Source organism: Geobacter benzoatilyticus, from assembly GCF_017338855.1.
GTDB lineage: Bacteria > Desulfobacterota > Desulfuromonadia > Geobacterales > Geobacteraceae > Geobacter > Geobacter benzoatilyticus.
Genome location: NZ_CP071382.1, coordinates 566,987 through 581,402 on the forward strand (window position 1 = coordinate 566,987; position 14,416 = coordinate 581,402).

At 56.3% G+C, this 14,416-nt stretch carries 16 protein-coding genes and 1 riboswitch; of the genes, 15 read left to right on the forward strand and 1 reads right to left on the reverse strand.

Features of this window, described 5'->3' with window-relative positions:
* Positions 1-46 precede the first annotated feature (46 nt).
* On the reverse strand, positions 47-1,459 hold the full coding sequence (locus tag JZM60_RS02590; RefSeq protein WP_207163975.1) for a sigma-54-dependent transcriptional regulator: 1,413 nt from the start codon (positions 1,457-1,459) through the stop codon (positions 47-49).
* A 487-nt stretch (positions 1,460-1,946) separates the two neighbouring features.
* Between JZM60_RS02590 and JZM60_RS02595 the strand changes: the two genes are divergently transcribed.
* The 15 genes from JZM60_RS02595 (at position 1,947) to JZM60_RS02665 (ending at position 14,413) form a co-directional block, all read left to right on the forward strand.
* On the forward strand, positions 1,947-2,186 hold the full coding sequence (locus JZM60_RS02595; RefSeq protein WP_207163976.1) for a hypothetical protein: 240 nt from the start codon (positions 1,947-1,949) through the stop codon (positions 2,184-2,186).
* A 31-nt stretch (positions 2,187-2,217) separates the two neighbouring features.
* The gene (locus JZM60_RS02600) at positions 2,218-2,610 is read left to right on the forward strand and encodes a response regulator (protein ID WP_207163977.1); all 393 of its coding nucleotides are present in this window, start codon (positions 2,218-2,220) and stop codon (positions 2,608-2,610) included.
* Between the two features lie 50 nt (positions 2,611-2,660).
* Positions 2,661-2,894: a hypothetical protein gene (locus tag JZM60_RS02605; protein WP_207163978.1), complete on the forward strand. Its 234-nt coding sequence runs from the start codon at positions 2,661-2,663 to the stop codon at positions 2,892-2,894.
* A 67-nt stretch (positions 2,895-2,961) separates the two neighbouring features.
* Complete coding sequence (locus JZM60_RS02610) at positions 2,962-4,014, forward strand: cytochrome c3 family protein (protein ID WP_207163979.1); 1,053 nt, start codon at positions 2,962-2,964, stop codon at positions 4,012-4,014.
* 2 nt (positions 4,015-4,016) lie between these two features.
* A complete protein-coding gene (locus tag JZM60_RS02615; protein ID WP_207163980.1) occupies positions 4,017-4,709 on the forward strand; it encodes a cytochrome b/b6 domain-containing protein in 693 nt (230 codons plus the stop codon).
* A 174-nt stretch (positions 4,710-4,883) separates the two neighbouring features.
* A complete protein-coding gene (locus JZM60_RS02620) occupies positions 4,884-5,873 on the forward strand; it encodes a cytochrome c3 family protein (RefSeq protein WP_207163981.1) in 990 nt (329 codons plus the stop codon).
* Positions 5,874-5,991: 118 nt separating this feature from the next.
* Positions 5,992-6,840: a HAMP domain-containing protein gene (locus JZM60_RS02625; protein WP_207163982.1), complete on the forward strand. Its 849-nt coding sequence runs from the start codon at positions 5,992-5,994 to the stop codon at positions 6,838-6,840.
* A gap of 12 nt (positions 6,841-6,852) precedes the next feature.
* Positions 6,853-7,410, forward strand: coding sequence for a menaquinol oxidoreductase (locus JZM60_RS02630; protein WP_241426349.1), 558 nt, complete (start codon positions 6,853-6,855; stop codon positions 7,408-7,410).
* Between the two features lie 120 nt (positions 7,411-7,530).
* Positions 7,531-7,636, forward strand: a riboswitch (TPP riboswitch).
* Between the two features lie 91 nt (positions 7,637-7,727).
* Positions 7,728-7,925: a sulfur carrier protein ThiS gene (gene thiS, locus JZM60_RS02635; RefSeq protein ID WP_207163983.1), complete on the forward strand. Its 198-nt coding sequence runs from the start codon at positions 7,728-7,730 to the stop codon at positions 7,923-7,925.
* Between the two features lie 16 nt (positions 7,926-7,941).
* Entirely contained in the window at positions 7,942-8,724 is a 783-nt protein-coding gene (locus JZM60_RS02640) for a thiazole synthase (protein WP_207163984.1), read from the forward strand.
* Positions 8,717-9,343 carry a thiamine phosphate synthase gene (thiE, locus tag JZM60_RS02645; RefSeq protein ID WP_207163985.1) on the forward strand — a complete coding sequence of 209 codons (627 nt, stop codon included), beginning with the start codon at positions 8,717-8,719 and terminating at the stop codon, positions 9,341-9,343. Before JZM60_RS02640 ends, thiE begins: the two co-directional genes overlap by 8 nt.
* Positions 9,344-9,360: 17 nt before the next feature.
* The gene (mnmL, locus tag JZM60_RS02650; protein ID WP_207163986.1) at positions 9,361-10,320 is read left to right on the forward strand and encodes a tRNA modification radical SAM protein MnmL/YtqA; all 960 of its coding nucleotides are present in this window, start codon (positions 9,361-9,363) and stop codon (positions 10,318-10,320) included.
* 13 nt (positions 10,321-10,333) lie between these two features.
* Entirely contained in the window at positions 10,334-10,990 is a 657-nt protein-coding gene (locus JZM60_RS02655) for a fumarylacetoacetate hydrolase family protein (protein ID WP_207163987.1), read from the forward strand.
* Positions 10,991-11,317: 327 nt separating this feature from the next.
* Positions 11,318-12,592 (forward strand): hypothetical protein, encoded by a 1,275-nt coding sequence (locus JZM60_RS02660; protein ID WP_207163988.1) that lies wholly within the window; start codon positions 11,318-11,320, stop codon positions 12,590-12,592.
* A 111-nt stretch (positions 12,593-12,703) separates the two neighbouring features.
* On the forward strand, positions 12,704-14,413 hold the full coding sequence (locus JZM60_RS02665) for a methyl-accepting chemotaxis protein (RefSeq protein WP_207163989.1): 1,710 nt from the start codon (positions 12,704-12,706) through the stop codon (positions 14,411-14,413).
* The last annotated feature ends 3 nt before the right edge of the window (positions 14,414-14,416 follow it).

The following is a 14,416-nucleotide window of genomic DNA, read 5'->3' on the forward strand; positions in this document are numbered from 1 at the left end:
GTATGCCCCTTTCTCCATTTCAAGACCCCGCTGTTGCCTGCAAGGGTCAATTACTCATCTGATTCCGCACTGAAATACGCAGTTTTTTCAGCAACGCCTGGAAGTTCGGGCGGAGCATGCCCGTCTCTTCGGCAGCACGGGTGATATTCCAGTTGTTGCGCTTAAGCGCCTGGAGGACAAAAGCCTTCTCGATGGGCTCGACGGCCCGCTCCCGTATCTGGCGCTTGGTCTCCTTCAACTCCTCTACGTTCTGGGGGATATAGGCCGCGGCTGCCGTCCCCTCGCCTCCTGCGAGGCGAAGTTCCAGATCCTCCTTCTGGATCAGATCCTCCTCGGCAAGGACCACGGCTCGTTCTATGATGTTCTCAAGCTCCCGGACGTTTCCGGGGAAATTGTAGTCCTCCAGCAGCGCCATTGCATCAGGCGCAAGCCCGCGGATCTCCCGCCCCATCTCCTCGGAAAATTTCTTCAGGAAGAACGCGATAAGCAGCGGCATATCCCCCTTGCGGTCACGCAGTGGAGGAAGGTCGATGGGAATAATGTTCAGGCGGAAGAAGAGGTCTTCCCGGAAGGTTCCCTGCGCGACCAGGGTCCGGAGGTTCTTGTTGGTGGCGGCAACAAGGCGGATATCGATGGGAACCGGCTGAGTGCCGCCGATGGGTGTGATCTCCCTCTCCTGGAGGACCCGCAGGAGCTTAGCCTGGGTCGTGAGGCTGATGTTGGATATTTCGTCAAGAAAGAGGGTGCCGCCGTCGGCAACCTTGAAGAGACCGGTCTTGGTCTGGATGGCGCCGGTGAATGATCCTTTCACGTGGCCGAACAACTCGCTTTCAAGAAGATTTTCTGCCAGTGAAGTGCAATCGACGGCAACAAAGGGGTTTTCGCGACGGTTGCTGTGGTTGTGGATTGCACGCGCAACGAGCTCTTTGCCCGTGCCGCTCTCTCCGGTGATGAGGACCGTACTGTCGGTGGGAGCAACCTGGATGATACGCCGGTAGACTTTCTGTATCTCCTTGCTCTCTCCCACGAAGAGGTCGAAGCCGTGATGGTCTCCCAGTTCTTTCTTCAGGAAGATATTCTCAATCAGTACAGCCCGCTGATCGAGGGCTTTTTTCACTTTCTCGGTAATCTGTTCGGGGGTGAACGGCTTGGCAATATAGTCGAAGGCGCCGTTTTTCATGGCCTCCACGGCAGTATCTACGGTCGAGAAGCCGGTTATGATGATAACCGGGACTTCGGGCTGAAGAACCTTTATGGCCTTGAGAACCTCCATGCCGCTCATGCCCGGCATTTTCAGGTCGGTTATGACCAGGCTGAAGTTTTCCTCCTGCATCCGCTCCAGCGCAATCTGCCCGCTGGCGGAGGTCTCAACGTAAAATCCCTCCTTTTCCAGAATGCGCCGCAACCCTTCACGTATGACCGCTTCGTCATCAACCACAAGTACATCAATGTTTTCCATCGCCACCTTCCCTTTTCGTTTTCGAACGCATGATCAGGTTTCTCATACATAACAGTACAGAACGGCGATAAAACAACATACAATTAATGTTTTCAAATTACATCAACCGAAATAACAAGTCAAACACCTTATAATCCCCAACCACGAGGTATTCGCCGCCCCCAATGATGTTTACCGGTAATTTCGGCATGTTACATCAGCTTACACCCGTATATTATTTTATACACCCGAGAACCAGCAATAATTATTCGCAATTTCGGCAGGTTAGCATTTGGCACCAAGTTGGCCGGCTCCCACATAAGCCGGAGTCCGTATAACCACACTATACACATTAGCGTTTTTAAACACTCCAGCCCCCGTGGCAACCAAGCCGATTTCCCCCTACTTTCGCCGACTTAAAAACATTTAATCAACATGGCATAACGAATGCAGAATAGATTGCAAAACAATAAACCGAATCCCATTCGACTTATTCAGGGAGAATATCATGAAGGCCACATCAAGAATCTTAATCACACTTCTCGCAGCATCCGGTACAGCCTTTGCGGCAAGCAGCGCCGAGTTCGAGGCCAACGGTTTTCTGGCTACTTTCTTCCTTGCATTCGGAGCATTGATAATAGTGTTCCAACTGGCCCCCGGCCTGTTTCTGTTCGGCTCCATGCTCAGAGGACTTTTTTCTCATCCTGTCGAAGAGATCCCCCTGAATACACAACGGGGAGAGCGATAAATCCGGCAATTCCGACGGGGAGAGGACGACCATGTTAGGACTTCTCATTGCTGATAATGATACGGTCGCTCGCAAGGAACTGGCGGATCTCTTCATCGAGGCGGGCTACAATGTAACCGTAACCAACTCCGCAGCCAACGCCCTCAATGGGGTCCTCAAAAAGACCGCCCAAGTAGTACTGATCGGAAGCGAGTTCGACGAATTCAAGGCGGGGGAACTGATACCCCTGATAAAAAAATGCGACAGGAACGTAACCATCATCCTCGTTTCCAACGACGCATCGCTTCCTGTCATTCGCAAACTGCGAAAGGAAGGGATTTTTTATCACGCCCTGAGACCGGTCAAGCCGGAAGACAAGGAGGAGATTCGCCAGGTGGTGCGATGCGCCTTCGAAAACCTCCTCAACAGCCGACCGGAGAAATAGCAAACAGGTTAAGCAACCTCGCCGATAGAAAAGAACACAAGGAGGACATCATGAAACGCTCGGCATTGGTACAGGCAATCGCAGCATGGCTCGGCACGGCAGCTCCGGCTCTGGCCGCTTCAGGGGCACGGGAAGACAACAGCGGCATCTTCGTCTGGCTCTTCCTCGGGTTCTGCGCCCTCATCATTGTAGCCCAACTCCTTCCGGCCGTTTTCATGATGCTCGGTTTCGCCAAAGGAGTGAAAAAGGAACGGCCACTGGCCAGTGAATCCGCGCACCACTAGCGAAAAGGACAAAGGACGCTTCGCGATGAGTCAACCATCAAATGGCACAGAAAAAGGAGACGGCATAATGTTAACCTTACGATCAGCAGCTTTCGTGCTGTCGATTCTCTCGATCTTCCCGCTTACGGCTCTTGCTGCCAACATGCCTGAAGATGCATGCATCACCTGCCACGGCGACAAGAACATCAGCGGCAAAAATGGGTCGCATCTCTTCGTCGATCCGGTTCAATACAAGAAAACCAGCCACTCAATCATCGGGTGCACGTCTTGCCATGAATCGGTAACCGCGAACCACCCCAATGACGGGATCAGGCCTTCCAGGGCTACCTGCAAGGAATGCCACAATGAAGTCAATCAGGAATATGCCGCAAGTCTCCACGCCAACAACGCCGGATGTGCCGATTGCCATAATCCCCACACGGTGAAATCGCCGGCAATGACATCCGCCAGCGACATGAACGCCATGTGCGCCAAGTGCCATGGGACCAACGACATGGTAAAAGCCCACGCAAAATGGCTTCCTCAGGCTGACCTCCACATTGACGCGCTCCCCTGCATCACCTGTCACACCGGGTCTGAGAATTACGTCATTACCATGTACATCGAAAAACGTATAGGATCAGAGAAACATAGCAATTTCAAGGTAGCAAGCCACGACGATCTCACTCGTCTCGTGCCGGGCGGCAAAGATGTTAAATCCCTCATTGACAGCAACAACGACAACCTCATCTCCCTTGATGAGCTACGCTCCTTTAACCTTAACTCGAAACACGACGACATGAGGCTCTGGGGGATGATGACCCCTGAAAAGGTGACCCACAGCTATCAGATTCTAGACAACCGCTGGGACTGCACCTTCTGCCACGCATCGGGCCCCAAGGCAATGCAGACGAGCTACGTCGCATTTCCTGACAAGGGAGGAACGTACACCCGCGTAGCAGTGGAGAAAGGCGCAGTACTCGATGTCCTTTATGGGACCCCCGACTTCTACATGATGGGCTCCACCCGCAGCACGGCGCTCTCCATAGTCGGCGGCCTCATCGTCCTGGGCGGCATGGGGTTTGCCGGAGTACACGGGACCTTCAGATTCCTTACCAGAAGAAATAGAAAGGAGCACTAACAATGAGCGCCCATAGCGAGCAAACATTGCATGCTGAACATGCTGAACTCAATGAACACGCAAAACACGTCGAATATATCTACCTCACCCCCATGCCGGTAAGGATATGGCACTGGATCAATGCCCTCGGGATTGTAACCCTTGTGGTTACCGGCATCCAGATCAGGTTCCCAGAATATGTGAACATCTTCGGAACCTACAAGGCCGCCATAAGACTCCATAATACTGCCGGAATAACGGTCTCCATTTTCTACGCTATATGGTTTGCCTACTACCTGATCGTAAAGGGGAATCTATTCAAGCTCTATGTCCCCAGCGTCTATGACATAAAGATGGGAATATTCCGCCAGGTGCTCTATTACTTTTACTATTATTTCAAAGGCGGCTCGAGCCCTCACCACCCCAGTCCCGACGACAAGTTCAACCCGATGCAGAAAGTGGCTTACATGGGGCTGATGCTCGTACTGCTGCCACTGGTAATCCTGAGCGGCATCCTGATCCTCAACGTGGCACCACTCAGAGAAATGATCATGCTCCTGGGAGGCCTCAAAATTCTGGTCAGTGCCCATTTCCTGATTGCCTGCTGCTTCTTCGCCTTCCTTTTCGTTCACATCTACCTGGCCACCATGGGGCACACCGTAATAGCCCACTTCAAGCCCATGTGGAATGGCTGGGAAGAAGTAGACCACCACTGATTTGAATTGTCAGACCATGCAAAGGCGAAATGGACAGCCCGTTTCGCCTTTCTTTTTGCGCTCAAGAATAAGCCGCATTGAACGACGGGGATTTAAAATTGACTAATCTGAATGGTTTCCCTATAATTCAGGCCGTTCTGGCGCATAAGCATTTATTTTTTTGAGGAGGCTAATATGAGATTCCGCTTCACCCTTCTGCTCGTGGCCTACACGCTCGTCGCCGCCGGCCTTTCCTACGGCATCAGCATCAGGGATGTCGTCTTCACCACCAAAGACGCCGGAAATGTCGTCTTCAAGCACAAGGCCCACCTTGGCAAAAAGGGGATTGAAAATAACTGCAAAGCCTGTCACCCCTCCATCTTCGACATGAAGAAGAAAGTCACCTACACCATGGCCGACATGGAGCGGGGAAAGTCTTGCGGAGCCTGTCACACCGGCAAGAACGGAGTCTTCCCGCTCAAGGATTGCGCCCGCTGCCACGCCGTGAAGGAAATCACCTACCATGTAAAATCCGCCGGCCCCACCCCCTTCAGCCACAAGAAGCACCTGGCCAAGTACTCCGACTGTAGCGCCTGCCACCCCAGGTTATTCAAGGCCGGACGCAATAAGCCCGTCACCATGGCCGAGATGGAGAAAGGGAAATCCTGCGGGGCTTGCCATAACGGCAAATCAGCCTTCAGTGTCGATGAATGCGCTCGTTGCCACCTGGTTAAAGAAGTGAGCCTCACATCCAAGGAAACCGGCAGGATTATCTTCAGCCACAAGCTCCATACCAGCAAGAGAAAGTGCGGCGACTGCCACAACCAGCTCTACACCCCCGGGCGCAACACGCCGGTCGGCATGGCGGCCATGGAAAAAGGGAAATCGTGCGGGGCCTGCCACAACGGCAAGGGTCTCTTCGATGTGAAGCAATGCGCCAAGTGCCACCCGGTCAAGAATGTCGACTTCAAGGTAAAAGGGGCAGGACCGGCGAAATTCGATCACGATCTCCACTTGGGCATGTACAGCTGCAACGCCTGCCACACCAAGATTTTCAAGGCGGGGCGCAACAACAAAGTAGTGACCATGCTGGAAATGGAGAACGGGAAGTCCTGCGGCGCCTGCCACGACGGCAAGAAAGCTTTTTCAGTCCGCGAAGACTGCGTGAAGTGTCACGACATGTAGTCATACAAAGCAGCTGATACAGGTCATTACCAAGGGCGGGGGGAAACAACTCCCGCCCTTGCATTATCTGCCGCCGAGAGTATGATTTAGAAAAATATATCATTTTCAGGGAGCTCCCATGCTGAAGAGCTTTGCCGCGAAGGCGACTGTGCCGCCCGCCATAGCCGTAACAGGCTTTGTCGTGGTCTGCTGCATACTCCTGTACTCGGTCATCAAGACCGATATGCTTAATGACGCAATTCTGAACGAAACCAACCTGGCAGGAACCATCGTCAAATCGGCACGCTACGCCATGCTCAAGGACGATCGGGAAACCTTGCGCAACATCATAGATAATATTGGCCAGCAGAAGGGGGTTGAACACACCCGCATATTCAACAAAAAGGGAGTTATCATGTTCTCGGCCCACCCCGAGGACGTAAACAAGTTTGTGGACAAAAAAGCAGCAGGTTGCATCGCCTGCCATGCCGGCCCGGTACCCCTCACCAGCATGGGGAGAATGGAACAGGCCCGGCGCTTCATCAATGAAAATGGTCACAGCGTCATCGCCATCACGGTTCCCATCTACAACGAACCGGACTGCTTCACTGCCGCCTGCCACGTCCACAGCTCCACCCAGAAACTCCTCGGCACCCTCGACATCGGCCTTTCGGAAGAGCCGCTTCAGAAAACTCTCGGCACCCTGCGCAGCAGAATGATCGTCTTCTGTCTCATGGTTCTGGTTCTGACCGTAGGCGGGGTTTCCGCCCTTCTGCTCCGCAACGTCCTGCTCCCCATCAAGGAATTGGCCAACTACGTCACCGCCATAAACAGAGGAGAGCAGAGCAGTAAAGCGCCTGCCTACCGGGACGAGATCGGCGAACTGGCCCGTGCCTATGAAGATATGGCAAACAGGCTGAAGACCACTCAGAATGAGTTGAAACAACCGCGCTCAGCCGAAGGCGATGGCGCCGACAGCCGTTCCTGACATACGTCGTTCATGGCAGACAACCACGACAGATCACCCATGAAGCGTGACCAGCAACCGCCCGCCCAGCCTGATGCAGCCGGCACTATGCCCGACCGGGATGCCGTGCGCCTTGAAACCATTCAACGGGTCAACAAGCTCCGGCGCAAGGCGAACCGCGGGCTATGGGCCATGGCTCTCTTTATTGCAGTAAGTATCGTGGCACTGGGAGATTTCAGCATTCTCCCCTCGCTCCCGGCATCAATCCGCTCGACTCTCGGAAAGCCACCCTCCGCCATAATGATCAGCGGCGCGCTTGTTCTGTACACCTTCTCAGCCATCATCCTCATCCTTTCGCGCATGATGGCAGGCAAGGAGGAATACAGCGGTTTTGCCCATGTGGGCTACCTCACGGCCTTCTACGGTTTTTACCATTTCTCCAGGGCCCTGAACGAAAATTACTGGGCGGTCTTCGTGGCAGGAATAACCATCCTGGGGCTCGAAAGCTATCACATCTGGAACTTCTGCAACGAAGCAATCCGCCGCGAGCAGGAGGTTCTCGACACCATCGAGCGGTTCAGGAAATCATGACGCATCCTTCCCCCACTCCCCCTGCCCCTCGACAGGAGACATCACCTGAAAACCCTTGACGAATCCCGGCATACTTGTTAGCTTTGTGTCGAGGTTACGCTGTTTTATAATTGCATAATATCAAATCGCTAGGGGAGTTTCGACTGAGAGTCCGATGCACTGCTTCGGACAACCCTTTGAACCTGATCCGGATAATGCCGGCGTAGGGAAGCGTTCCAGCATGGTTTAATCCACAACCACGGGCCGCTTCTGCGGCTTTTTTTGTTTACACGACTCATGCCGCCGACAGAGTCGGCACCAATAACTCGGAGACCGCAATGGAAATCATCGTCAATGGCGAAACACGCGCCGCCACGCCCGTGTCAATCATGGAACTGCTCCGCTCCCTCGACATCGATCCCCGCCGGGTAGCCGTCGAACTGAACCAGGACATCCTGCCCAAAGGGGAATATGAATCCACCATCCTCAACGCCGGAGACCGGATCGAAATCGTCCACTTCGTGGGCGGGGGATAACAAAGGAGATTTACCAATGTCCAACTCGAACGACAAATTGATCATCGCCGGCCGGGAGTTCAACTCACGCCTCATGGTCGGCACCGGCAAATATGCCAGCAACGAGCAGATGGTAGCGGCCCTGGAAGCCTCGGGGGCAGAGATAATAACCGTTGCGGTGCGGCGGGTGAACATCACCGACCGCTCCAAGGAATCGCTCCTCGACTTCATCGACCCCAAGAAATACACCCTGCTCCCCAACACCGCCGGCTGCTACACGGCCGATGACGCGGTCCGCACCTGCCGCCTCGCCCGGGAAGCCGGGATGAGCGACATGGTGAAGCTGGAAGTCCTCGGGAACGAGAAAACCCTATACCCCGACAACGAGGAACTCCTCAAGGCGGCCAAAATCCTTGTGCAGGAAGGGTTCACCGTCCTCCCCTACACAAGCGACGACCCCATCATCTGCAAAAAGCTGGAAGATATCGGCTGTGCCGCCGTGATGCCCCTGGGAGCCCCCATCGGGAGCGGCCTCGGCATCCGCAATCCCTATACCATCCGGATCATCATGGAGACCGTGAAGGTGCCGGTCATCGTGGACGCAGGCGTAGGAACCGCTTCCGACGCAGCAATAGCCATGGAGTTGGGCGTTGACGGCGTCCTCATGAATACCGGCATCGCCGGGGCTAAAGACCCAATCGCCATGGCGGAAGCCATGAATCTGGCAGTGCGGGCGGGACGCCTTGCCTACAGGGCGGGACGCATTCCGAAAAAACTCTACGCCACCGCGTCAAGCCCCGTCGAGGGGATGATTGAATAAGGCCGATTTTCGCCTCTACCTCATTACCGACCGCCACCAGGCGCCCGGCGGGGACCTCTTTGCCGCGGTGGAGGGGGCTCTGGCAGGGGGGGTGCGGGCGGTACAGCTTCGGGAAAAGGATATCCCCCCCAGGGATCTTCTTGAACTGGCCCGTGCCATGCGGAAGCTGACCGACCGCTACGGGGCGAAACTCATCATCAACGACCGGGCGGATATTGCCCTGGCTGCAGGCGCCGACGGCATCCACCTGGGGGAAGCGGGCATCCCCGCCAATGCGGCCCGCCGGATTCTCGGCGGAGATCGGCTCATCGGCGTCTCCTGTCACAGCAGGGAGAGTGCCATGGCTGCCGCAGAGGCTGGAGCCGATTTCATCACCTTCGGCCCCGTTTACCCCACTCCCTCGAAGGCGGCCTACGGCGCCCCCGTGGGGCTGAAACTCCTTGCCGAAGCGGTTTCGCTCCTAAGCATCCCCGTCTTCGCCCTCGGAGGTATAAAGAGGGAAAACACGCCCGATACCCTTGCTGCGGGAGCAGCCGGCATTGCTCTCATTTCCGCCATCATTGCTGCCGGCAACCCCGAAGAAGAAGCCCGCGTCTTTTTGTCGCTCCTGGCGCAGTAGAACACACCGAGTAACCGATGTCCGATTCGCTCATAAACCCAGATCTCCGCTTCAACTCCTACGGCACATACCTGCGCCGCCGCTTCGGCTGCCGTGTCAGCAAAGTGAACGTGGACGGCGGCTTCACCTGCCCCAACCGTGATGGTGCCCGGGGGACCGGGGGATGCATCTACTGCGACAATGCCTCGTTCTCGCCTGGGGGCACCGTGCCCGAGAAAACGATCGAGCTCCAGATGGATGAGGGGATGGCCTATCATCGCCACCGCCTGGGAAGCGAAAAATTCATCGTATACTTCCAGAAATTCACCAACACCTACGCCCCGGTTGAGCGGCTCCGTGACCTCTACACCCGCGCCCTGGCCCATCCCGACGTCGTCGGCATCTCAATCGGCACCCGCCCAGACTCCCTGTCGAACCAAGCGCTGGACCTCCTGACCGATCTGGCGAAAAGCCGTTACGTCTGTATCGAATTGGGCCTCCAGTCCATGGATGATGCAATCCTCCGTCAGATCGGCCGTGGCCACACCCTGGACGAATACCTCGAGACGGTTGGACGAATCGAAGGCCGCGGCATCGATCTCTGCACCCACCTGATCTACGGTTTCCCCGGCGAGACCAGAGAAGGGTTTTTGCGTACCGCCGATCTGATGGCAAAACTTCCGGTCAACTCGGTAAAGCTCCACCAGCTCCAGGCAATACGGGGGACGAAACTGGCAGAGCTTTACTATAGCGGTGAATTCATCCCCATCAGCCACCGGGAGTATGTCTCCGCCGCCTGCGATTTCCTGGAGCTCCTGCCGCCGCGAATCGCCATCCAAAGGCTCTACGGCTCGGCCCCCATCGCCATACGGATAGCCCCCCACTGGGATCTCAAGAACAACCAGATGTGGTATTCAATCGTGAACGAACTGAAACGCCGCGGCACCTGGCAGGGATTCCGGCTTGCCGGCACCCCGTGCAGGGTCGGAAATCTCTGAATGGAGTGACGCCATGACGACAGCCAGAATCGCCAGCTTGGGGCAGGAGTACCCCATCGGAAAAATCCTCTGCATCGGCCGGAACTACGCGGAGCACATCAAGGAACTGGGAAACGAGACTCCCGAAGCGCCGGTAATCTTCATGAAACCAGCCACGTCGGTGATCGGCGACGGCGGTGCCATTGTTATCCCATCCTACTCGAAGGACTGCCACCACGAAGCGGAGTTGGCGGCACTCATCGGAACCAAGGGGAAGAATATCCCGGCAGAGCGCGCCCTGGAGCACGTGGCAGGCTACGGCGTCGCCATCGACCTGACACTCCGCGACGTGCAGGCGGAGCTTAAGAAGAAAGGGCTCCCCTGGGACATTGCCAAGGGATTCGACACTGCCTGCCCCCTCTCGTCGTTCACCCCCGCGGCCCAGGTTAGCGACCCCCAGGATCTGAGGATACATCTCACCGTCAACGGGCAGACCCGCCAGGACGGCTCCACTTCTCTCATGATTCACACCGTCCGCGACATTATCTGTTACATGTCGGGGATTTTCACCCTGGAACCGGGCGACGTAATTCTCACCGGCACACCGGCCGGCGTCAGCGCCATTGTTCCGGGAGACGAACTTGTCGCCGAGATACCTGGTGTTGCCCGCCTCCGGGCTAGCGTCAAATAATTCGAATAGGTATATTTATTGCTCTAATCAGTAAAAGACCATACAGGAGGTGGTACATGGAGAATGAGAAAACGTGTCCCGACTGCCAGGGGAAAATGATCCTCCTTCCCGGCTGAGGGGGCCTCTTCTGGCGGTGCCAGAAGTGTGGAAAGAAAATGCCGTTGTCGGACAATCAGCCGACGGGTTGCTGCGGATGAGCGAAAGGGGATGGGATTCCATCCCCTTTCAGCATTTTCGCGGATTCATTTTCGTTTTGTGACGGTTGTCGTCAGTCCCGCTCGATGCTAGAATTAAATCCGCCTACAACCCATGAACCGGGAGAAATCAATGCCGGCAGCCGCCTTCGATGTAATCAAGGGAAGTATCCAGACACTTCTTGGAGGAGCAGAGCTAAGCCTGGTACCCGGCGAAGCGCCCATAGAGGAAGGCGAACCGCTCCTGCGCGAAACAATCACCATCGACGACCTCCCCTATAGCTTCACGGCACGGCGCTACGCCATCCCCTTTACCCGGACGGAGGAAGTCTTCTGCCGCGAGCTGCTGGCCGCCTTTGCCGCCATGTTCACCGGCTTCAAGCAGGAGGGATACGCAGCCCATTTTCGCACGGCGCTTCTCGCTTCGATTATGGATATCGCCGTGGCCCGTTTCCTGCGGGGCGACCATCGCAAAGCCTTCTGGTCGATCCAGCAACTGATCCAGCTCCTGAAGAATCTTTCCTACCAGCGGTACGAAGGAAAGCCTGCCACCACGGGATTTCTCATCCACCGGACAAAACTCCCCGACCTTCGCCGGAGAATACGGTACCAGAAATACGACTGGACCGAACTCAAGCCTCCGCAAGCCATAAATGACGATTTTTTTGCGAATCCCCTCACCTACCGGTTCATCGACGGCCTGAGCTCTCTTTTTGTGGCCAATATCCAGATGCAGGTGGGCGGAATTATCCGGACCAGCGCCACGGCCGAGCGGGAAGAGGTGGACCGCCAGACCCACCAGGGGGCCTTCTCTCTGCTGCGCAGCGCCGGCGCAGGGGCCTTCGCCATAAAGGTAAACGAGTCATCGGAAATCGAAGTCATCATCGGGCCCGACAAGCTTCTGGTGAGGAGGCGTGGGCAGTGGAGAATCTTCGATCCGGACATCATCCGCTCGTTTCTGGCGGAAAGCCTCGGGAAAGAGGAGATCGACCACTTGCTGTGGACGGTCTACACCCTGTCCAAAACCCGTCACGGCACCGTCGTCCTGATCCATGAACGGAGCCCGCGACAACTGGCAACCCTCAGACGTGGCTCAGTGGGGGGAGGCGACCCCCTTAGCGCCATCCTGTTCGGAAAAGTCAAGGGGAAGAGTATCAGCACGCTCAAACAGTCGGGAGAACTGCTCCGGCTCCTTTCTTCGGACGGCATGACCGTCTTCAGCAAAAAAGGAAAGCTCATGGAGACCGGCTTCATAATCGACACCTCCCATACGCGGGAGGTTGTGGTGGGCGGAGGCCGCACAACGGCCGCCAGCGCAGCGTCCTACTTCGGGCGGGTCATCAAGGTGTCCGAAGACGGCCCGATCGAACTCTACCACGGGGGTAAAAGAGTCTATCGCTTCGGGTAAGAAAAGACCTCTAAGGGTACACCCTTTGCAGTCATACCCCAAATGTCCGCTTGACACAGGGGACAGCATCAATCCCTCCGGTGTTCCCCGCCGTCTTAAAGGAGAGCAATAATGGCAAAAAACCTGCGCATCGGCTCAAGGCTGATCCGCTTCTCGCTCATTGCGGGCATTGTAATTGCCCTTATCGGCAGCATCTGTGCGTACTATTCCAGCGGTTATCTGACAGATGCGCCCCCCGCGGCCCAGAACATCGCCCGGCTCACCCTTGTGATTTCCCTCGTCAATGCCGTGCTGTTCCTGTTCGTTTTATGGATGTTCGCTGCCAGAAAAGTGGTAAAGCGTGTCAACAAATTGGCCTACGCCATGGACCGTGGCGCCGAAGGTGACATGACCGTCACAGTGGAGAGTGACGCAGATGACGAACTGGGGCTCCTCTCCGTCAACTTCAACACCATGCTGCAACGCCTGGCTGCAACCCTTACCAGGGTAAAATCATCGGTGGCAGAGTTGCGCACGATTGCCGAAACCGTACAGGCGGCGGCCAACAGCGGCGTGAGCAATGCAAAAATACAGGCAGATGCCGTTCTGGAAACCACCGAGGGGGTCCGGGCCATCGACAGATCTGTTACCGACGTAGCTCTCTCGGTGGAGCAGCTTTCCCGCACGGCCGCGGAAAACTCCTCATCCATTATGCAAATGTCGGCAAGCATCGAGGATGTTGCCGAGCACGTGGACGCCCTTGCCAGAGCCGTTGAAGAGGTAAGCGCCTCCATTGTTCAGACAGCGGCCGCCGAAAAGGAGATCGGTTCCAATGCCTCCACCCTCATGAACGATGCCATGCGGACCGCGTCACTGGTGGCCGAGATGGATACATCCATCAAGCAGATCGAAAAAAGCGTCATGGAAACCGCCGCCATATCGGAGGAAGTGATACGGGATGCGGAGCAGGGGCGCGAGGCCGTAGAAAGCACCATCGCCGGCATTGACGAAATCCGCCGCTCTTCCCGTTACGTGGGTGAAACCGTCGCAACGCTCTCACAAAGGGCGGACCACATCGGCACCATCATCTCCGTAATCAACGACATCGCGGAGCAGACGAAACTCCTCGCCCTGAACGCATCCATCATCGCCGCGCAGGCGGGCGAACACGGCAAGGGCTTCGCGGTAGTGGCCAACGAGATCAAGGAACTTGCCAAGCGGACCACCAATTCCACGGGCGAGATAGGCACCATCATTACAGGTCTGAGGGAAGAGAGCGAACGGGCTGTGGCCGCCATCAAGCATTCCGAACTACGGATCGCCGAGGGGGAAAAACTGTCGTACCGTTCGGGAGAAGCCCTCAACAAGATTGTTGACGGGGTGAAAATGTCCTCCGGTCAGGTGAGCGACATTGCCCGCACCGCCGTTGAACAGGCCCAGGCCAGCGAGCACATGAGGGCTGCCGTTGACCGGGTTGCCGGCAAGGTGGAACAGATCGCCCGGGCCACAGAGGAGCAGGCCCACGGCACAGGGCTTATCATGGATGCCGCCGGCCGCATGAAGAACCTTACCTCCCAGGTACGGCGGGCCACCCAGGAGCAGCGCAACGCCGGCACCCTCATCGTCACGTCCAGTGCGGGAATATCGCAGATGGTCGTAACGATCCGCCAGGCCTGCCAGATCCAGACCGCAAGCACGGAGAAGATTGTCCTGGCAGTGGATAATCTGAACACCACGTCCGAGGGGGGGATGGAAACTACCCGCATCATGGATGGGACCGTCTCGGGCCTCACGCGCCAGATCGATGAACTGAGCGAGGCCATGAGCGGTTTCCAGGTATAGGGT